We start from the raw sequence: 19144 nt of genomic DNA on the forward strand, positions 1-19144 counted from the left end.
AACCAGGTCACAAGGACCTGAGGCGTCGACAACCCTCAATGCAGATGTAGAATTTCCAGTAAAACTTTGTAAGGTTGGCGCTGCTTATCCCATAATGTGCCACCAGAGACCTTGGCCGTAGCTTTGCAGAGGTAAGTCGATCCCCATGAACCGCACCGGCCGCGCCCTGACCATGGGCTGCCTGTTGCTTCTTCAGCCCCTGCTGGCCCTGGCGGAGGGCGGTAACTCGTTGCTGATTCCAGCGACGGGCCGCTGCACGCTGAATGCCGCGCCGGAGGATCAGGAGACTGCCCTGAAAGCCTGCGAGCAAACGGCAGACGCCGGGGATGCCGAAGCACAGTACGAGCTGGGCGAGTTCTATTACAGCGGTACCCCCCGTCACCTCGACAAAGCGCTCAAGTGGTTCGAGAAGGCCTCGCTGCAGGGCCACGCCCAGTCGCAGTATCGCCTCGGTTCGATGTTCTTCCACGGCGAAGGGGTCAAGGCCAACAACGTGCAGGCCTACATCCTGCTGAAGATGGCTGCGGTCAACGGTGCCGAAGATGCACTGGACATGGCCGACGAAGTCACCGAGCAAATGCCGCGTGACGAGCTTGAGCATGCCACCCAGGTGCTCGGCCAGATCTTCCGCAAGTACCTGCTGGAACTGCAGAACGCCGAAGGGCGTACCCCGTTCTCGCCCCTCCCCTGACGACAGCCCTATCACACAGACGTAAGAAATGCCGATCAAGATGGGTCGAGGATTTCTCGTGCTCGCGCCGGCCTCATCGCGCAGCCCACGAAACTGTGCTTGGAGGCGGCCCAAAACAGGCCATAGCGTGGGAGCGGGCTTGCCCCGCGATGAGGCCACCACGGGCACTACCGACCCTTGATCGTTTCAGTGCTTTCGCCACTGCCACTCAAGGGTTATTCTTGAGCTCACATTCATTGCCGTCGAGCGGCTAAAAACCACCTTGAACGCACCCATACAACCCCATCGCTTCATCCTCGAACCTTTCGAGGCCAACCGTTTCGCCAACCTGTGCGGCCAGTTCGACGAGCACTTGCGCCTGATCGAGCAACGCCTGGCCATCGAGATCCGCAACCGCGGCAATCAGTTCGAACTGATCGGCGAACCCAAGACCACCTCCGCCGCTGAACAGCTGCTGCGCCGCCTCTATCGCGAGGCCAAGGCCAGCGAACTGTCGCCGGAAACGGTCCACCTCTATCTCCAGGAATCCGCGGTCGAGGACATCGGCAACCCCGCCGTCAATGAAGTCAGCGTCTCGCTGCGCACGCGCAAGGGCAAAATCACGCCGCGCGGCGTCAATCAGCAACGCTACGTCAAAGAGATCCTGGCCAACGACATCAACTTCGGCGTCGGCCCGGCCGGTACCGGCAAGACCTACCTGGCTGTGGCCTGCGCCGTGGATGCGCTGGAGCGCGAGCAAGTGCGCCGCATCCTGCTGGTGCGCCCGGCGGTCGAGGCTGGCGAGAAGCTCGGCTTCCTGCCCGGCGACCTGGCCCAGAAGATCGACCCGTACCTGCGCCCGCTGTACGACGCGCTGTACGAGATGCTCGGCTTCGAACATGTGGCCAAGCTCATCGAGCGCCAGGTGATCGAGATCGCCCCGCTGGCCTACATGCGCGGCCGCACGCTCAACAACAGCTTCATCATCCTCGACGAGAGCCAGAACACCACGCTCGAGCAGATGAAGATGTTCCTCACCCGCATCGGCTTCGGCTCGACCGCGGTGATCACCGGTGACATCACCCAGGTCGACCTGCCACGCGGCACCAAGTCGGGCCTGGCCCACGTGATCGAGGTGCTCAAGGACGTACCGGGCATCAGCTTCACCCATTTCCAGCCCAAGGACGTGGTGCGCCATCCGTTGGTGCAACGCATCGTCGAAGCCTACGACCGCTTCGAAGCCCGACAGGCCCAACCCGAGGCGCGCGGCAAAGATGCTTGAACTCGATCTGCAACGGGCAACGGATGCTGCCAGCCCGGATGACGCCGCCTTCCGCCGCTGGTGCGAGCTTGCCCTGCGCCAGCGCAGCGCCGACTCCGAGATGACCATCCGCCTGGTCGACGAAGCCGAAGGCCGCGAGCTTAACCACACCTACCGGCACAAGGACTACGCGACCAACGTGCTGTCCTTCCCCGCCGACGTGCCCGACGACCTGCTGGACATCCCGCTGCTCGGCGACCTGGTGATCTGCGTCGCCGTGGTCGAGCGCGAAGCCAAAGAACAAGGCAAGGCCCTCGAAGCGCACTGGGCCCATCTGGTCATCCATGGCTGCCTGCACCTGCTCGGCTACGACCATATCGACGACGACGAAGCCGAAGAGATGGAAGCGCTGGAACGGGAATTGCTGGCGGAACTGGGTCACCCGGACCCGTACGCCGACGACGAAACCGACTCAATCACACACTGACACTGCAAGGAACACGAGTAACCGCCATGAGCGAAGACCGATCGAGCAACGGGCAAAAGTCCTGGCTGGGTAAACTGACCCAGGCTTTTGCCCATGAGCCGAAAAACCGCCAGCAGCTGCTTGAACTGCTGCGCGAAGCCCATCAGAACAAGCTGCTCGACAGCGAAGCGCTGACCATCGTCGAAGGCGCCATCCAGGTCGCCGACCTGCAGGTGCGCGACATCATGGTGCCGCGCTCGCAGATGATCAGCATCAAGGCCAGCCAGTCGCCACGCGAGTTCCTGCCAGCGGTGATCGATGCCGCGCACTCGCGCTACCCGGTGATCGGCGAAAGCCATGACGATGTGCTTGGCATCCTGCTCGCCAAGGACCTGCTGCCGCTGATCCTCAAAGAGAACGGCGACAGCTTCAACATCAAGGACCTGCTGCGCCCGGCCACCTTCGTGCCCGAGTCCAAGCGCCTGAACGTGCTGCTGCGCGAGTTCCGCGCCAACCACAACCACATGGCCATCGTCATCGACGAATACGGCGGTGTGGCCGGCCTGGTGACCATCGAAGACGTGCTTGAACAGATCGTCGGCGACATCGAAGACGAACACGACGTCGAGGAAGACAGCTACATCAAGCCGCTGCCCAGCGGCGACTTCCTGGTCAAGGCACTCACCCCGATCGAGAACTTCAACGAGTTCTTCGACAGCGAATTCTCCGATGACGAGTTCGACACGGTCGGCGGCCTGGTGATGAGTGCGTTCGGTCACCTGCCCAAACGCAACGAGACCACCGAGATCGGCGGCTACCGCTTCCGCATTCTCAACGCCGACAGCCGGCGGATACACCTGCTACGCCTGACACCGATCAACCGTTAAGGACGAACATGCGCTGGATCACCCGCCCCGGCTGGCCCGGTAACCTGCTGGCCATGGTGGCCGGCGCTTCCACCCTCCTGGCCCTGGCGCCTTTCGACATCTGGCCGTTGGCGCTGCTGTCCATCGCCCTGTTCTACGCCGGCCTGCGTACCCTCAACCCGCGCCAGGCCCTGGCCCGCGGCTGGTGCTTCGGCTTCGGCCTGTATGGCGCCGGCACCTGGTGGATCTACGTCAGCATGAACACCTACGGCGGCGCCTCGCCGTTGCTGGCGATCCTGCTGTTGCTGGCGTTCTTCGCCTGCCTGGCGTTTTTCTTCGCCTTGCCGGCCTGGCTCTGGGCGCGCTGGCTGCGCCGCGACGAGGCGCCCTTGGCCGATGCGCTGAGCTTCGCTGCGCTGTGGCTACTGCAGGAAGCCTTCCGTGGCTGGTTCCTGACCGGTTTCCCATGGCTCTACGCCGGCTACAGCCAGCTCGACGGCCCCTTGGCCGGGCTGGCGCCGCTCGGCGGTGTGTGGCTGGTGTCGTTCAGCCTTGCGCTGACCGCGGCATTGCTGTGCAACCTGCTCCGGCTACGCGCACGCCCATCGTTCCTGGCCATTGGCGTCGTGCTGCTGGTAGCGCCCTGGGTCGTCGGCATGGCGCTCAAGGGCCACGCCTGGACCCGGCCGGCCGGCGACCCGCTCAAGGTCGCCGCGCTGCAGGGCAACGTCGAACAGGACCTGAAATGGGACCCAGCCCATGTCAACGCCCAGCTGGCGCTGTACCGTGACATGAGCTTCAGTTCAAAACCTGTGGACCTGCTGGTCTGGCCGGAAACCGCTGTACCGGTGCTCAAGGACCAGGCCCAGGGCTACATCGACATGATGGGGGCGTTTGCCGCCGAGCGGCATTCGGCGCTGATCACCGGGGTGCCGGTACGGCAGATGGTCCACCACCAGCGGCGCTACTTCAACGGCATCACCGTGGCCGGTGAAGGCGACGGCCTGTACCTCAAGCAGAAGCTGGTGCCCTTTGGTGAATACGTGCCGCTGCAGGACATGCTGCGCGGGGCGATCGAGTTCTTCAACCTGCCGATGTCGGACTTTGCCCGCGGCCCTGCGGACCAGCCGCTGCTGCAGGCCAAGGGCTACCAGATTGCGCCCTACATCTGCTACGAAGTGGTCTACCCCGAGTTCGCCGCCAGCCTGGCAGCACGCAGCGACCTGCTGCTGACCATCAGCAACGACACTTGGTTCGGCACCTCGATCGGCCCGCTGCAGCACCTGCAGATGGCGCAGATGCGGGCCCTGGAAGCCGGCCGCTGGATGATCCGCGCCACCAACAACGGCGTGACCGCGCTGATCGACCCGTTCGGCAAGATCACCACGCAGATCCCGCAGTTCGAGCGCGCGGTGCTGTATGGCGAGGTAGTGCCGATGCAACAGCTGACGCCTTACCTGCAGTGGCGTTCGTGGCCGCTGGCGATTGTCTGCGCATTGCTGCTGGGTTGGGCCTTGCTGGCCGGGCGGATTGCCAAGACTGTCTGACAGCGCTCGCAAGGGCCTCTTCGCGGCGGTTCGACGCCTCGATAAACCCGCTCCCACATGGACCGCGCTAACCTCGAGGCAAGCATCGTACCTGTGGGAGCTGGCTTGCCAGCGATGAGGCCAGCACTGACAACATAAGACAGTTGCTCCCACGGGTTCGCCGCGGCCCTCAAGGCTTGCATAGTAGCTGTGGGAGCGGGTTTATCGAGGCGTCGAACCGCCGCGAAGAGGCCGGCACCTGCGGTGCAAGAATCAGTAGAACAGCCGATACCCCACCAGCCCCACCGCCTCGTTCAGCAACTGCCCGCTCTGCCAGATCGCCCGGCTTTCCGGAAGCAACCCGGCAAACGGCCGGGCATGATCGCGCCCGAGGAACCCCACCGGCGCCGGCACCACTTCGAAGCCGGCACGCTCAAAGCTCCAGCGCGAGCGCTGCATGTGCCAGGCCTGGGTCACCACTACCACGCGGCGAATCCCCAGCGGCTGCAAGACCTGCGCGCTGAGCGCGGCGTTCTCCCAGGTGGTATGGCTGGCCTCTTCCTTCCAGGTGACCGAAACACCAAAATCTGCCTGCAGCCGCTCAGCCATCAACTGCGCCTCACTCGGCGGCGTACCATAGTGCAGGCCGCCGCTGGTCAGCACCGGCAACCCCGACGCCTTGGCCAGTTGCGCGGCATAGCGCATGCGCTCCAGGGCCAGGTAGGAAGGTTGATCGCTGCCGCCCCAGGCTGGATCGCCTCGATCACGCCCGGCGCCGAGCACCACGATGGCATCGGCACGGCTTGCCAGGCTCGCCCAGCTCTGCGGCGTCAACGCAGGTTCCGTTTCCAGCTGCCGGGCCGCCTGCTCCACGACCAACGGCAGGCTCATCAGCCACAGCCCACCCAGGCCCAGGGCAAAGCACGCAGCCGCCAGGCGCGGCCGGCGCCGACGCCACCACCAGGCCGCCAGCAATAACAGCAGCAGCACGCCCGGCGGCATCAGCCATTGTTTGATGAAAAAGCGAATCGGCATCACACACCTCCATGGAAGGCATGCAGCCTAAGAGGATCGGCGCCGGGCCTCAAGGGGAGGTCGACGCCGATCACAGAGTGGGTGTTGAAGAACCGGCGCGTGAACACGTGCGCCTGCAAACCTGAACGGCTATCGGGATGGCTGCGTCCTGGATCTTGCTGGAGCAGTGGCGCGTTTTCGATCCTTGAGCCAGATGATTCTGGCCGAGGATGGTTCCGGTTGCGGGTAGGCACCGGCGCTGGCATGGCGACCTGCCGGGAGTGACTCCAGATAGGCCTTGATCACCTCGAACTCGGCGTGGCTCAGGCCACGCAATTCCAGTTCGGCAGGCATCTCGTCGCGCAATCGTACCGAGGTTCTGGCCACTTCCAGTGCCAGGCCCAGGCGGTCGATCAGGCGTTCGTAAAGCTCCGGTTTGCTTGCAGGTAGTTGCGACTCTCCCATCCGTTCACCTCATTGAAGGTAAGAATATCTCCCCCCACAAATGAGCTTAGCGTTGTCATGAAAAGCAGCTGCCCGCCGCGACCAACGGCCCGCGCGGCGGGGGATGCAATCAGGGTTTCCCACGATGCGCGGCGCTCATGTATGCTACGGCGTTCACTCTATCGACACCGGAGTGCCGGTCGCAGCGAGGTTCCGCTGCCTGGAAACAGGGTCCTTTCTCTCTCAGTTAAAAAGTAGCCATGCACGAACAATACACGCCCCGTGATATCGAAGCCGCCGCCCAGAAGTTCTGGGACGAGCAACAGTCGTTCGCTGTTACCGAACAGCCAGGCAAGGAGACCTACTACTGCCTGTCGATGTTCCCGTACCCGAGCGGCAAGCTACACATGGGGCATGTGCGCAACTACACCATCGGCGACGTGATTGCCCGCTACCAGCGCATGCTGGGCAAGAACGTCCTGCAGCCGATGGGCTGGGACGCCTTCGGCATGCCGGCGGAAAACGCGGCGATGAAAAACAACGTCGCCCCGGCCAAGTGGACTTACGAAAACATCGACTACATGAAGACCCAGCTCAAGAGCCTGGGCCTTGGTATCGATTGGGCCCGTGAAGTCACCACCTGCAAGCCGGACTACTACCGCTGGGAGCAGTGGCTGTTCACCCGCCTGTTCGAGAAAGGCATCATCTACCGCAAGAACGGTACCGTGAACTGGGACCCGGCCGATCAGACCGTGCTCGCCAACGAGCAGGTCATCGACGGCCGTGGCTGGCGCTCGGGCGCGCTGATCGAAAAGCGCGAAATCCCGATGTACTACTTCCGCATCACCGACTACGCCGACGAGCTGCTGGAAAGCCTCGACGAGCTGCCGGGCTGGCCTGAGCAGGTCAAGACCATGCAGCGCAACTGGATCGGCAAGTCGCGCGGCATGGAAGTACAGTTCCCGTACGACCAGGCCAGCATCGGCCACGAAGGCACGCTGAAAGTCTTCACCACCCGCCCCGACACCCTGATGGGCGCCACTTACGTCGCCGTCGCCGCCGAGCACCCGCTGGCCACCCAGGCCGCCCAGGGCAACCCGGCGCTGCAGGCGTTCATCGACGAGTGCAAGGGCGGCAGCGTCGCCGAAGCCGACATGGCCACCCAGGAGAAGAAGGGCATGGCCACTTCCCTGCTGGTCGAACACCCGCTGACCGGCGAGAAGCTGCCGGTGTGGGTCGCCAACTACGTCCTGATGCACTACGGCGACGGCGCCGTGATGGCCGTGCCGGCCCACGACGAGCGCGACTTCGAGTTCGCCCACAAGTACAACCTGCCAGTGAAGGCCGTTGTGCGCACCAGCGCCGGTGACGAAGTGTCCAGCGAATGGCAGGCCGCCTATGGCGAGCACGGCCAACTGATCAACTCCGGCGAATTCGATGGCCTAGACTTCGCCGGCGCCTTCGACGCCATGGAAGCCGCCCTGATCCGCAAGGACCTCGGCAAGTCGCGCACCCAGTTCCGCCTGCGCGACTGGGGTATCAGCCGTCAGCGCTACTGGGGCTGCCCGATCCCGATCATCCACTGCCCAACGTGCGGCGACGTACCGGTGCCGGAAGACCAACTGCCGGTCACCCTGCCGGAGAACGTGGTGCCGGACGGCGCCGGTTCGCCGCTGGCGCGCATGCCCGAATTCTATGAATGCACCTGCCCGAAATGCGGCACCGCGGCCAAGCGCGAAACCGACACCATGGACACCTTCGTCGAGTCGTCCTGGTACTTCGCCCGCTACGCCTCGCCGAACTACGACAAGGGCCTGGTAGACCCCAAAGCTGCCAACCACTGGCTGCCGGTCGACCAGTACATCGGTGGCATCGAGCACGCCATCCTGCACCTGCTGTACGCGCGCTTCTTCCACAAGCTGATGCGTGACGAAGGCCTGGTCACCTCCAACGAGCCGTTCAAGAACCTGCTCACCCAGGGCATGGTCGTCGCCGAAACCTACTACCGCGTTGCCAGCAACGGCGGCAAGGACTGGTTCAACCCGGCCGATGTCGAGATCGAGCGCGATGCCAAAGCCAAGATCATCGGCGCACGCCTGAAGACCGACGGCCTGCCGGTCGAAATCGGCGGCACCGAGAAGATGTCGAAGTCGAAGAACAACGGCGTCGACCCGCAGTCGATGATCGACGTCTACGGCGCCGATACCTGCCGCCTGTTCATGATGTTCGCCTCGCCGCCCGACATGAGCCTGGAATGGTCCGACTCCGGCGTCGAGGGCGCGAGCCGCTTCCTGCGCCGTGTCTGGCGCCTGGCCCAGGCCCACGTTGCTCAGGGCCTGCCAGGCAAGCTGGATGTCGCCTCGCTCGACGACGCACAAAAAGTCATCCGCCGCGCCATCCACGCGGCGATCAAGCAGGCCAGCACCGATGTCGGCCAGTTCCACAAGTTCAACACCGCCATCGCCCAGGTGATGACCGTGATGAACGTGCTGGAAAAGGCCCCGCAAGCCACCGCCCAGGACCGTGCCCTGCTGCAGGAAGGCCTCGAGGCCGTGACCCTGCTGCTGTCGCCGATCACCCCGCACATTTCCCACGAGCTGTGGAAGCACCTGGGCCACGACCAGGCCGTCATCGACGCCGGCTGGCCGGCCGTTGACGAAAGCGCGCTGGTGCAGGACACCGTCACGCTGGTGGTACAGGTCAACGGCAAGCTGCGCGGCCAGGTGGACATGCCTGCCGCCGCCAGCCGCGAGGAGATCGAAACGGCCGCCCGCAACAACGAGAATGTCCTGCGCTTCACTGATGGCCTGACCATCCGCAAGGTCATCGTGGTACCGGGCAAGCTGGTCAACATCGTCGCCAATTGATGGCAACGCCCGTCCGCGCACGGCGCGGGCGGGCGTATTCGGCCCACGAGGGAGCTACAACATGATCAAACGCAATCTGCTGGTAATGGGCCTGGCCGTACTGCTCAGCGCCTGTGGTTTCCAGCTGCGCGGCACCGGCACCACCGAACTGACCATCAAGGAGCTGGACCTCAGCGCCCGCAACGCTTACGGCGACACCGTCAAGCAGTTGCGCCGTACTCTGGAAAGCAACGAGGTAAGGGTATACAGCGGTGCGCCGTACAAGCTGGTACTCACCAACGAACAGGAAACCCAGCGCGCGGCGACCTACAGCAGTGGTAACCGCTCGGCGGAATACGAGCTGACCACGGTGCTGAACTATGCCATCGAAGGCCAGAACGACACCGTGCTGTTGGAAGACAAACTGCAGGTGCAGCGCTACTACGTGCACAACGGCAACAACATCACCGGCTCCAGCCAGGAAGCGGCCCAGGTCCGTCAGGAAATGCGCAGCGACCTGGTACAGAGCATGATGGTCCGCCTGCAGCAGCTGACCCCAGAACGCCTGGGCGAGCTGCAGCACAAGGCCGACGAACGCGCCAAAGCCGAAGCCCAGGCACTGCAGGAAGCACAACGCATCCGCGACGAGACGCCCCAGCAGTCCCCGCTGGAAGTCCCGGCCAACTGAGCCTGAACGGGGTGCCCCGGCACCCCGCCTTTCGCCATGAAACTCTCCCCAGCCCAACTCAACAAACACCTGCAGGGCCAGTTGGCCCCTGTGTACATCGTCAGCGGCGACGACCCGCTGCTGTGCCAGGAAGCCGCCGACGCCATTCGTGGCGCCGCGCGCCAGCAAGGTTACGACGAGCGCCAGGTGTTCAGCGCCGATGCCAACTTCGACTGGGGCAACCTGCTGCTGGCCGGTGCCAGCCTCTCGCTGTTCGCCCAGCGCCGCCTGCTGGAGTTGCGCCTGCCTTCGGGCAAGCCTGGCGACAAGGGCGCGGCCGCACTCATCGAGTACTGCGCCAACCCCGCCGAAGACACCTTGCTGCTGATCAGCCTGCCCAAGCTCGATGGCAGCGCGCAGAAAACCAAGTGGGGCAAGGCACTGATCGAGGGCGGCCACTGCCAGTTCATCCAGATCTGGCCGGTGGACGCCCAGCAGTTGCCGCAGTGGATCAACCAGCGCCTCTCACAGGCCGGCCTGACAGCACAGCGCGATGCGGTCGACATGATCGCCGCCAGGGTCGAAGGCAACCTGCTGGCCGCCGCCCAGGAAATCGAAAAGCTCAAGCTGTTGGCCGATGGCAACCAGATCACCGTCGAGACCGTGCAGGCGGCAGTTGCCGACAGCGCCCGTTTCGATGTATTCGGCCTGGTCGATGCCATCCTCAACGGCGAGGCAGCCCATGCCCTGCGCATGCTCGAGGGGCTGCGCGGCGAAGGTGTCGAGCCGCCGGTGATCCTCTGGGCCCTGGCCCGTGAACTGCGCCTGCTGGCGGGGCTGGCCCAGCAGTTCAGCCAGGGGGTGCCGCTGGACAAGGCCTTCAGCCAGGCCCGGCCACCGGTGTGGGACAAGCGCCGGCCGCTGGTGAGCAAAGCACTGCAACGCCTTTCGGCGCAGCGTTGGGCCATGCTGTTGCAGGATGCCCAGCGCATCGATGCGCAGATCAAGGGCCAGGCCCAGGGTTCGCCCTGGACCAGTCTGGCGCGTCTGGCGCTGTTGATGGCCGGGCAGCGGCTGGCCCTTCCCGCCGAATAACGATCGCGGGGCAAGCCCGCTCCTACAGCTGTCGCGCACTACACGTGGGAGCGGGCTTGCCCCGCGATAGGCTTTCAAACCATAAACACAATCAATTGGCCCCCACGCCTGCACAGGCCTAAATTACGCCGCGAAACCCACCCCAATCGGGAACCCGCCATGAGCAAAAAGCCGAAAAAGCACGGCCCCAACAAGGCCAAGTCGATCATCGCCCAACCGCTGTTCCGCTGCCGCCAGGAACGACCGGACAAAGGCAAAGGCAGCTACCGCCGCGAAGCCTTCCAATCGAGAGATTGGGAGGCTTCCTGCTTTATGGCGGCATGAAAGCCATCAAAGGCATGAAATGCGCAGGCATGGTATGGTCGGCACCTGACCTGCAATTCTGGATTCGTGCATGCCCTCTCGTCTCACTCTACGCTGGCAACCTCGCCAGCTGATCGCGGCCACCAGCTTCATCCTGCTCGTCGCCTGCGCCGAGAAACCCACCGCCGCCGACGCCCTGCCGCTGGCTCCCGCCCAGCCCGCCCCCGTGGTGACGCTGCCCGGCACCGGCGCCGAGACCAACACAGAAATCCAGCCTCTGCAGACCTTTGCCCAATGGCAGGCAGGCTTCCGCCAGCAGGCCCTGCAAGCCGGTATCAACCCCAGCCTGTTCGATCGCGCCTTCCTCGGCGTCACCCCGGACATGGACGTGATCAAGGCCGACCGCAGCCAACCCGAATTCACCCGCCCGGTCTGGGAATACCTGGACGGCGCCTTGTCGCCACTGCGCGTGCGCAACGGCAAGAAACTGCTGGAGCAGAACGCCGAGCTGCTGGCCCGTATCGAGCAACGCTATGGTGTCGACCGCCAGGTGCTGGTGTCGGTGTGGGGCATGGAGAGCAACTTCGGCCAGTTCCAGGGCAGCAAATCGGTGATCCGTTCGCTGGCCACCCTGGCCTACGAGGGCCGTCGCCCGCAGTTCGCCCAGGACCAACTGATCGCCGCCCTGCAGATTCTGCAGAACGGCGACATCCAGCCCGACGCCATGCGCGGCTCCTGGGCCGGGGCCATGGGCCAGACCCAGTTCATCCCCACCACCTACCTGACCCACGCCGTGGACTTCGACGGTGACGGCCGCCGCGATATCTGGAACAGCACCGCCGACGCCCTGGCGTCGACCGCGCACTACTTGCAGGCGTCTGGCTGGAAACGCGGCCAACCCTGGGGCTTCGAAGTGCAGGTACCTGCCGGCTTCGACTACTGGCTGGCCGACGGCAGCCAGCGCAAGAGCGTCAATGAATGGCTGCAACTGGGCGTGAAACTACCGACGGGCACCCAGCTGCCGGCCAACAGCAGCCAGCTGTCCGCCGCCCTGCTGCTGCCGGCTGGCGCTCGCGGCCCGGCGTTCCTGGTGCTGGACAACTTCCGCGCGATCCTCAAGTACAACAACTCGTCGTCCTACGCGCTGGCGGTCAGCCTGCTGGGTGATCGGTTCTCTGGCTGGGGCTTCATCGCCGGCAGCTGGCCGAAGGACGACCTGCCCTTGAGCCGCAGCGAGCGGATCGAACTGCAGACCCTGCTCAACGCCAGCGGGCACGAGGCGGGCAATCCCGATGGCATCATCGGCGCCAACACCCGCAAGGCCATTCGCAATGCGCAGCAGGGCCAGGGCTGGCCGGCAGATGGCTACCCGACGCACAAATTGCTCGATAGCCTGCGCCGCTGAATCCGTTGATACCTATCGCGGGGCGAGCCCGCTCCCACGCCTTGCACAGGCGCTGTGGGAGCGGGCTTGCCCCGCGATGGCCTTATGCCCTGAACAAGGGCTGCGCCAGGCTCAGGCACTGAAGCGTGCTGTCGAGCGCTACCCGCGCCCCCATCGGCAAACACAGGTTCGGATCACAGTGCCCGCTGCGCCAGCCGGCCAGCACCGGCACCCCGAGCGGGCCGAAGATATCCAGCAGCAGCGGCGTCATCGCTGCAACCGTCACCCCGGCAAAGTCCCCCACCAGCACACCCCGCAGGCCTTGCAGCTTGCCCGCCAGGCGCAGCTGGGTCAGCAGGCGGTCAACCCGGTACAGCGGCTCGTTGACGTCCTCGATGAACAGAATGGCGCCTTGGCTATCCAGCTCGGCCACCGTGCCCAAGGTGGCACCGAGCATCGACAGGTTGCCCCCCACCAGTCGCCCGCTCGCCACGCCCGGCACAACCGTCGTCAGCGGGTAAGCCGCCGGATGAACAATCGCATCCCCCTCCCCCAGCCGCCCATCCAGCTGCTCGAACAGTGAGCTCACCGTCGGCTCAAGCTTGCCCCCCAACAGGTCGGCATTGAGCATCGCGCCGTGGAAGGTGATCAGCCCGGCATGCCGATTGAGCGCCGTATGCAGCGCGGTGATATCGCTGTAGCCCACCAGCGGCTTGGGGTGGCGACGGATCAGGTCGAAGTCCAGCGCATCCAGCAGGCGCATGCTGCCGTAGCCGCCACGCATGCACAGGATCGCGTCGACCTCAGGGTCGCTGAAGGCGTCGTGCAGGTCTTGCAAGCGCTGTTGATCGCTGCCAGCCAGGTATCCTTGGGCCTGCTTGGCCCCAGGGTAAACACGGCAACGGTGGCCACGCTGCTCGAACCACTGCTGCGCCTTGTCCTCATCCAGGCGCGCCGGCCCTGCCGGCGCGACAATGGCGAACCGGGCATTGTCGGATAGGGCCCTCAACAGCAGGGTCTCGCTGGTCTCCACGCAATTCATCGCGCCACTCCTTGCAGCTTGCTGCTTGAAACTTGCAGCTAAAAAAAAGCCGATGCGGCCTCGCGGCGCACATCGGCATGTTCAGCTCAAGCCCGTGTCAGAGCTTGATCTTGGCTTCGTGAGCCTGCTGGTCGGCGTGGTACGAGGAACGTACCAGCGGGCCGGAAGCGACGTTCTTGAAGCCCATCTTGTAGCCTTCCTCGGCGAACCAGGCGAAGGTGTCCGGGTGCACGAAGCGCTGCACCGGCAGGTGGCTGCGCGACGGCTGCAGGTACTGGCCGAGGGTGAGCATGTCGATCTCGTGCTCACGCATGCGGTGCATGACCTCGATCACTTCCTCGTCGGTCTCGCCCAGGCCCAGCATCAGCCCGGACTTGGTCGGTACGTGCGGCACCATCTGCTTGAACTTCTGCAGCAGGTCCAACGACCAGTCGTAGTCCGAGCCCGGGCGCGCGGCCTTGTACAGGCGCGGTACGGTTTCGAGGTTGTGGTTGAACACATCCGGCGGGGTCTGCGCGGTGATTTCCAGCGCCACGTCCATACGGCCGCGGTAGTCCGGCACCAGGGTCTCGAGCTGCACACCCGGCGACAGCGCGCGAATCTCGCGAATGCAGTCGGCGAAGTGCTGGGCACCGCCGTCGCGCAGGTCGTCGCGGTCCACCGAAGTGATCACCACGTACTTCAAGCGCAGGTCGGCGATGGCCACGGCCAGGTTCTTCGGCTCGTCCAGGTCCAACGGCTTCGGCCGGCCATGGCCGACGTCGCAGAACGGGCAGCGACGGGTGCAGATGTCACCCATGATCATGAAGGTGGCGGTGCCGCCCGAGAAGCACTCACCCAGGTTCGGGCAGGAGGCCTCTTCGCACACGCTGTGCAGCTTGTGCTTGCGCAGCAGTTGCTTGATCCGGTCGACTTCCGGCGAAACCGGGATGCGTACGCGAATCCAGTCGGGTTTCTTCGGCAGTTCTTCGGTGGGGATGATCTTCACCGGAATGCGCGCCACCTTTTCGGCGCCGCGCAGCTTCACGCCGGCTTCGACTTTCTTGGGCGCGGGGCGCGGGGTGACGTCTTGCGTCGGGATCAGGTTCGGCACGGCTTCTTGCACAGTTGTCATATTCAGTCGATTCCGCCCGTGAGGGTCGTCTGCTCAGCGTAGTCGAGGTGCTTGACCAGCTGTCCGCGCAGCCTTGTCCTGACCTCGTCGAGTTCGATCGGGCCTGCCAGGTCGCGCAGCTGGGTCATCGCCAGCCCCGCATACCCACAGGGATTGATTCGGCGGAATGGCGCAAGGTCCATGTCCACATTCAGAGCAAGGCCGTGGAAGCAACGACCGTTGCGGATTCGCAGGCCAAGGGAGGCGATTTTCGCTCCATCGACATAGACGCCAGGGGCATCGGGCTTGGCGGCAGCCTGCACGCCGTAGCTGGCGAGCAGCTCGATCAGCGTCTGCTCGATGCGGCTGACCAGTTCACGCACACCAAAGCCCAGGCGACGCACATCCAGCAGCAGGTAGGCGACCAACTGGCCGGGGCCGTGGTAGGTCACCTGGCCGCCGCGATCGGTCTTCACCACCGGGATGTCGCCAGGCACCAGCAGATGCTCGGCCTTGCCAGCCTGGCCCTGGGTGAACACCGCCGGGTGCTCCACCAGCCAGATTTCGTCCTGGGCATCCGGGCCACGCGCCTCGGTAAAGCGACGCATGGCCTCCAGCACCGGTTCATAGGGCTGTAGGCCAAGCTCGCGGATACCGAGGCATGCGCTCATCACAGCACCATTTTCACGATGCCGGTGGCACGCAGGGCACTGTTGATGTCGTGCAGTTGATCTTCGCTTTCGGCAATGATGTGCAGTTGCACCGTGGTGTACTTGCCTTCCTTGCTCTGGCGCTCCGCCAGGGTGGCCAGATCGACCTTGGCGTACTTGCTGAGGATCTCGATCACCATGTCCTTGAAACCGACCACGGTATCGCCGATCACTTTGATCGGATAGTCCTCGCAAGGGAATTCGATCTTATGCGACTTGACGTCTTCTTCGCTCATTGCGGGATGGCCTCGTAAGCCGTGGCAACAGCAACGCCCCCGCCTGGTTCACGGGGGCATGCAGGTCACGTATCAGTTGAACAAACCGTAGAAGAACAGGCGGATGCTGTCCCACATACGGCCGAAGAAACCAGCTTCTTCCACGCCATCGAGGGCGATCAGGTCGGCGCTGTGAATCACTTTCTCGTCCAGTTTGACTTCCACTTTGCCGATCACGTCACCTTTGGCGATCGGAGCGGTCAGTTGCGGATTCATGCTCATCGAAGCCTGCAGGCGCTTCAATTGGCCTTTAGGCATGGTCATGGTCAGGTCGTTGGCCAGGCCGGCTTTGACCTGGTTGGTCGCGCCTTTCCATACCGGGGCCTGGGTCAGCTCGGTGCCCTTCTGATAGAAGGTCTGGGTTTCGAAGAAGCGGAAGCCGTAGGTCAGCAGCTTTTGCGTTTCGGCGGCACGCGATTGCTCGCTGTTGGTGCCGAACACCACGGCGATCAGGCGCTGGCCGTCACGCACGGCGGAGGCGACCATGCAGTAGCCGGCTTCGTCGGTGTGGCCGGTTTTCAGGCCGTCGACGGTCTTGTCGCGCCACAGCAGCAGGTTGCGGTTAGGCTGCTTGATGTTGTTCCAGAAGAACTCTTTCTGCGAGTAGATGGCGTAGTGCGCAGGGTCTTCGTTGATGATCGCGCGTGCCAGCAGGGCCATGTCGTGGGCCGAGGAGTAGTGCTCCGGGTTCGGCAGGCCGGTCGGGTTCATGAAGTGGCTGTTGCCCATGCCCAGGTCGGCGGCAGTCTTGTTCATCATGTCGGCGAAGGCGTCTTCGCTGCCGGCGATGTGCTCGGACAGGGCCACCGATGCATCGTTGCCGGACTGGATGATGATGCCGTGCAGCAGGTCGCTGACGGTCACCTGGGTGCCGACCTTGATGAACATGCGCGAACCGCCGGTGCGCCAGGCGTTTTCGCTGACGGTCACCGGGTCGTTCTCGCCGATCTGGCCACGACGGATGTCGAGGGTGGCGATGTAGGCGGTCATCAGCTTGGTCAGGCTGGCTGGCGGCAGGCGCTCGTCACCGTTGTTCTCGACCAGCACGTTGCCGCTGGCCGCGTCCATGAGTACATAGGACTTGGCGGCCAGTTGCGGTGGTGCCGGCATCATCTGCTCGGCCGCGAAGGCGACAGGCGTGATCAGCAGCAGAACAGGCAGGCAAAGTCGTTTGGCAAGGTTGGTGATGTTCATCCGTCTCTCGTAAATCGCTAATGGTCTGATGTTCCGCGGGCCACATCGTGTGCCCGGCGCCCCGTCAGTCTAGTTTTATGGCCGATGGCCTGGCCCGCAAAAGTGCGACCTAATGCCGCTGCGGGCAAAAGCGGGCATTGTACATGGCAACGCCCGGCAATTCATGAACAAACCGACAGCAAGAGCTGCAAGCCGCAAGCTTCAAGCGGCAAGAAAGAGCAGGCGTGCACCGTGGCTTTTTCTTGAGGCTTGCAGCTTGAAGCTTGCCGCTGCTAGTCGGTGACGACTTTGGCCTGGCCGAGATTGGCCAGGCGAATGCTGTCCTGGGTCTGCTGGATCTCGCCCTGGCTGTTGATCGGCCCCAGGCGGACTCGGTGCAGGGTCTGCTGGTTACGCACGACGGAGCTGATGAACACCGGCGCACTGACCATGGTGCTCAGCTTGGAGCGCAGCAGCTCGGCGGCGTCCGGGTTGGCGAAGGCGCCCACCTGCAGGATGCTGCCACCGTTGCTGTTCGGCACGTTGTTGCCGCTCACCTGCACCGGCACCACAGGCGCTGCATGCTGCTGCGGCGGCGGGGTCCACTGCTCGACACGCCCGGTGCTGGCAGCGATCGGCTGGGCCTGGGCGACCTGCGGTTCCTTGAGCATCAGCGGCGGCTGCTGGCCACGCTGGGCCCACCATTGCTGCGGGTCGATACCTTCGACGCGCACATGGGCGGTACCGCTCTCGGCATAGCCGAGCTTCTTCGCCGCAGCGTAGGACAGGTCGATGATGCGGTCGGAATAGAACGGCCCGCGGTCGTTGACCCGCAGGATCACACTGCGGCCGTTGGCCAGGTTGGTCACCCGTACGTAGGCCGGCAGCGGCAGAGTCTTGTGCGCCGCGCTCATGCCATAGAGGTCGTACAGTTCGCCGTTGGCGGTGTTCTGCCCGTGGAACTTGGTGCCGTACCACGAGGCAGTGCCCTCGGCGCGGTAGTTGCGCGAGTCCTGCATCGGGTAATAGGTCTTGCCCAGCACCGTGTACGGGTTGGCCTTGTAGTTGCCGGTGTGCACGGTCGGGGTGGCGTCGGGGATCTTGTTGACGTCCACGTCCCACCACGGCGCGCCATCCTTGTGGGCGCGGTTGATGTCCAGGCCCGGCTGCGAACGCACCGCGTTGCCGCTGCCCTGGGAGGTCGGGCGGCTGGTCGAGCAACTGACCAGGAGCATGCCGACGGTGACGCAGGTCAGCAGCTTGAAGGTGTTGGCAGAGATGATTGCGCGCATTACTTGACGCCCCGTGCTTGAACCAGCTGTTCGGCAAGCTGATGCACCGCCATGGCATACATCACGCTGCGGTTATAGCGAGTGATCGCGTAGAAGTTCTTCTGGCCCATCCAGTACTCGGGGCCGTACTCGCCTTCCAGGCGGAAGGCGGTGACCGGCAGATCATCGCGCAGCGCATCATGACTCGACCAGCCCAGCGCTCGCAACTGCCCCACGGTCTTGACCGGCTCGATGCCGGTGGTCAGGCCTTCGTCGGCTCTGGCGCCTGCAACCTGCGCGCGGCTGACCACGGCCCCACCGGCTACCCAGCCGTGACGCTTGAAGTAGCTGGCGACGCTGCCGATGGCATCGTCAGGGTTGTTCCAGATATTGATGTGGCCGTCGCCGTCAAAATCCACCGCGTAGTTGCGAAAGCTGCTCGGCATGAATTGCGGCAGGCCCATGGCGCCGGCATAGGAGCCCTTGAGCGTCAGCGGGTCGAGCTGTTCATCACGGGCCAGCAGCAGGAACTCGCGCAGCTCCTTGCGGAAGAATTCGGCACGCGGCGGGTAGTCGAAACCGAGGGTGGACAGCGCGTCGATCACCCGGTAGTTGCCGGTGTTGCGGCCGAAGAAGGTCTCTACGCCGATGATCGAGACGATGTACTGCGCCGGCACGCCGTATTCCTGCTCGGCGCGGGCCAGCACCGCCTCGTGCTGCCGCCAGAAGTCCACCCCGCGGGCGATGCGCGCGTCGGTGATGAACATCGGACGGTACTCTTTCCACGGCTTGACCCGCTCGGCCGGCCGCGAGATCGCGTCGAGGATCGCCTGCTTGCGCTGCACCTCGCTGAACACACCCAGCAACTGCTCACTGGCAAAGCCGTAGTCACGGGTCATCTCGCCAACGAACTCGGCCACCTGGGGCGAGCCGTCGTAATCGCCGGCAAGGGCTTGCTGGACAGCGCCGCACAGGCCCACCACACCGATCCACGGCACACAACGGGCAACCCAGCCACGCACTGCTTGCATTGAATTC

19 protein-coding genes are annotated in these 19144 nt (G+C 64.2%); 10 read left to right on the forward strand and 9 right to left on the reverse strand.

Annotation, left to right across the window (positions count from 1 at the left end; all coding sequences use genetic code 11):
- The first annotated feature begins 145 nt into the window (after positions 1-145).
- The 5 genes from ACQ4N9_RS06485 to lnt all read left to right on the forward strand — a co-directional run bounded on the left by ACQ4N9_RS06485 (position 146) and on the right by lnt (position 4810).
- Positions 146-691 (forward strand): tetratricopeptide repeat protein, encoded by a 546-nt coding sequence (locus tag ACQ4N9_RS06485; RefSeq protein ID WP_125462484.1) that lies wholly within the window; start codon positions 146-148, stop codon positions 689-691.
- A gap of 262 nt (positions 692-953) precedes the next feature.
- Positions 954-1952 (forward strand): PhoH family protein, encoded by a 999-nt coding sequence (locus tag ACQ4N9_RS06490; RefSeq protein ID WP_347150090.1) that lies wholly within the window; start codon positions 954-956, stop codon positions 1950-1952.
- Entirely contained in the window at positions 1945-2418 is a 474-nt protein-coding gene (gene ybeY / locus ACQ4N9_RS06495; protein WP_390966704.1) for an rRNA maturation RNase YbeY, read from the forward strand. Before ACQ4N9_RS06490 ends, ybeY begins: the two co-directional genes overlap by 8 nt.
- A 26-nt stretch (positions 2419-2444) precedes the next feature.
- Positions 2445-3284 carry an HlyC/CorC family transporter gene (locus ACQ4N9_RS06500; protein WP_110993410.1) on the forward strand — a complete coding sequence of 280 codons (840 nt, stop codon included), beginning with the start codon at positions 2445-2447 and terminating at the stop codon, positions 3282-3284.
- A gap of 8 nt (positions 3285-3292) precedes the next feature.
- On the forward strand, positions 3293-4810 hold the full coding sequence (gene lnt / locus ACQ4N9_RS06505) for an apolipoprotein N-acyltransferase (protein ID WP_390966702.1): 1518 nt from the start codon (positions 3293-3295) through the stop codon (positions 4808-4810).
- 252 nt (positions 4811-5062) lie between these two features.
- Here the strand turns inward: lnt and ACQ4N9_RS06510 are convergent, their stop codons facing one another.
- Both ACQ4N9_RS06510 and ACQ4N9_RS06515 read right to left on the reverse strand, forming a co-directional pair.
- On the reverse strand, positions 5063-5824 hold the full coding sequence (locus tag ACQ4N9_RS06510) for a YdcF family protein (RefSeq protein ID WP_390966700.1): 762 nt from the start codon (positions 5822-5824) through the stop codon (positions 5063-5065).
- Positions 5825-5953: 129 nt separating this feature from the next.
- Positions 5954-6268 carry a hypothetical protein gene (locus tag ACQ4N9_RS06515; protein WP_125462479.1) on the reverse strand — a complete coding sequence of 105 codons (315 nt, stop codon included), beginning with the start codon at positions 6266-6268 and terminating at the stop codon, positions 5954-5956.
- A gap of 239 nt (positions 6269-6507) precedes the next feature.
- Between ACQ4N9_RS06515 and leuS the strand changes: the two genes are divergently transcribed.
- The 5 genes from leuS to ACQ4N9_RS06540 all read left to right on the forward strand — a co-directional run bounded on the left by leuS (position 6508) and on the right by ACQ4N9_RS06540 (position 12563).
- The gene (gene leuS / locus ACQ4N9_RS06520; RefSeq protein ID WP_430932461.1) at positions 6508-9114 is read left to right on the forward strand and encodes a leucine--tRNA ligase; all 2607 of its coding nucleotides are present in this window, start codon (positions 6508-6510) and stop codon (positions 9112-9114) included.
- Between the two features lie 61 nt (positions 9115-9175).
- On the forward strand, positions 9176-9781 hold the full coding sequence (lptE, locus tag ACQ4N9_RS06525) for an LPS assembly lipoprotein LptE (RefSeq protein ID WP_390966696.1): 606 nt from the start codon (positions 9176-9178) through the stop codon (positions 9779-9781).
- 36 nt (positions 9782-9817) lie between these two features.
- Positions 9818-10855 (forward strand): DNA polymerase III subunit delta, encoded by a 1038-nt coding sequence (gene holA, locus ACQ4N9_RS06530; RefSeq protein WP_390966695.1) that lies wholly within the window; start codon positions 9818-9820, stop codon positions 10853-10855.
- Between the two features lie 159 nt (positions 10856-11014).
- Entirely contained in the window at positions 11015-11179 is a 165-nt protein-coding gene (gene arfA / locus ACQ4N9_RS06535) for an alternative ribosome rescue factor ArfA (protein ID WP_153787732.1), read from the forward strand.
- A 70-nt stretch (positions 11180-11249) separates the two neighbouring features.
- Positions 11250-12563 (forward strand): lytic murein transglycosylase, encoded by a 1314-nt coding sequence (locus ACQ4N9_RS06540; RefSeq protein ID WP_390966692.1) that lies wholly within the window; start codon positions 11250-11252, stop codon positions 12561-12563.
- Positions 12564-12645: 82 nt separating this feature from the next.
- On the opposite strand, the gene ACQ4N9_RS06545 is transcribed toward ACQ4N9_RS06540, so the two are convergent.
- The 7 genes from ACQ4N9_RS06545 to mltB form a co-directional block, all read right to left on the reverse strand.
- On the reverse strand, positions 12646-13584 hold the full coding sequence (locus ACQ4N9_RS06545; RefSeq protein WP_390966690.1) for a S66 peptidase family protein: 939 nt from the start codon (positions 13582-13584) through the stop codon (positions 12646-12648).
- 97 nt (positions 13585-13681) lie between these two features.
- Positions 13682-14698 carry a lipoyl synthase gene (gene lipA, locus ACQ4N9_RS06550; RefSeq protein WP_153787728.1) on the reverse strand — a complete coding sequence of 339 codons (1017 nt, stop codon included), beginning with the start codon at positions 14696-14698 and terminating at the stop codon, positions 13682-13684.
- Positions 14699-14700: 2 nt separating this feature from the next.
- Positions 14701-15348 carry a lipoyl(octanoyl) transferase LipB gene (gene lipB, locus ACQ4N9_RS06555; RefSeq protein ID WP_390966688.1) on the reverse strand — a complete coding sequence of 216 codons (648 nt, stop codon included), beginning with the start codon at positions 15346-15348 and terminating at the stop codon, positions 14701-14703.
- Positions 15348-15623 carry a DUF493 domain-containing protein gene (locus ACQ4N9_RS06560; protein ID WP_390966687.1) on the reverse strand — a complete coding sequence of 92 codons (276 nt, stop codon included), beginning with the start codon at positions 15621-15623 and terminating at the stop codon, positions 15348-15350. The genes lipB and ACQ4N9_RS06560 overlap by 1 nt, the downstream gene beginning before the upstream one ends.
- A 72-nt stretch (positions 15624-15695) precedes the next feature.
- On the reverse strand, positions 15696-16856 hold the full coding sequence (locus tag ACQ4N9_RS06565) for a D-alanyl-D-alanine carboxypeptidase family protein (RefSeq protein WP_153787725.1): 1161 nt from the start codon (positions 16854-16856) through the stop codon (positions 15696-15698).
- Positions 16857-17128: 272 nt separating this feature from the next.
- The gene (locus ACQ4N9_RS06570) at positions 17129-18127 is read right to left on the reverse strand and encodes a septal ring lytic transglycosylase RlpA family protein (RefSeq protein WP_390966685.1); all 999 of its coding nucleotides are present in this window, start codon (positions 18125-18127) and stop codon (positions 17129-17131) included.
- Positions 18127-19137 (reverse strand): lytic murein transglycosylase B, encoded by a 1011-nt coding sequence (mltB, locus tag ACQ4N9_RS06575; protein WP_390966683.1) that lies wholly within the window; start codon positions 19135-19137, stop codon positions 18127-18129. Before mltB ends, ACQ4N9_RS06570 begins: the two co-directional genes overlap by 1 nt.
- Positions 19138-19144 lie beyond the last annotated feature (7 nt).

This window comes from Pseudomonas sp. ES1 (assembly GCF_050586605.1).
Taxonomy (GTDB): Bacteria; Pseudomonadota; Gammaproteobacteria; order Pseudomonadales; family Pseudomonadaceae; genus Aquipseudomonas; species Aquipseudomonas sichuanensis.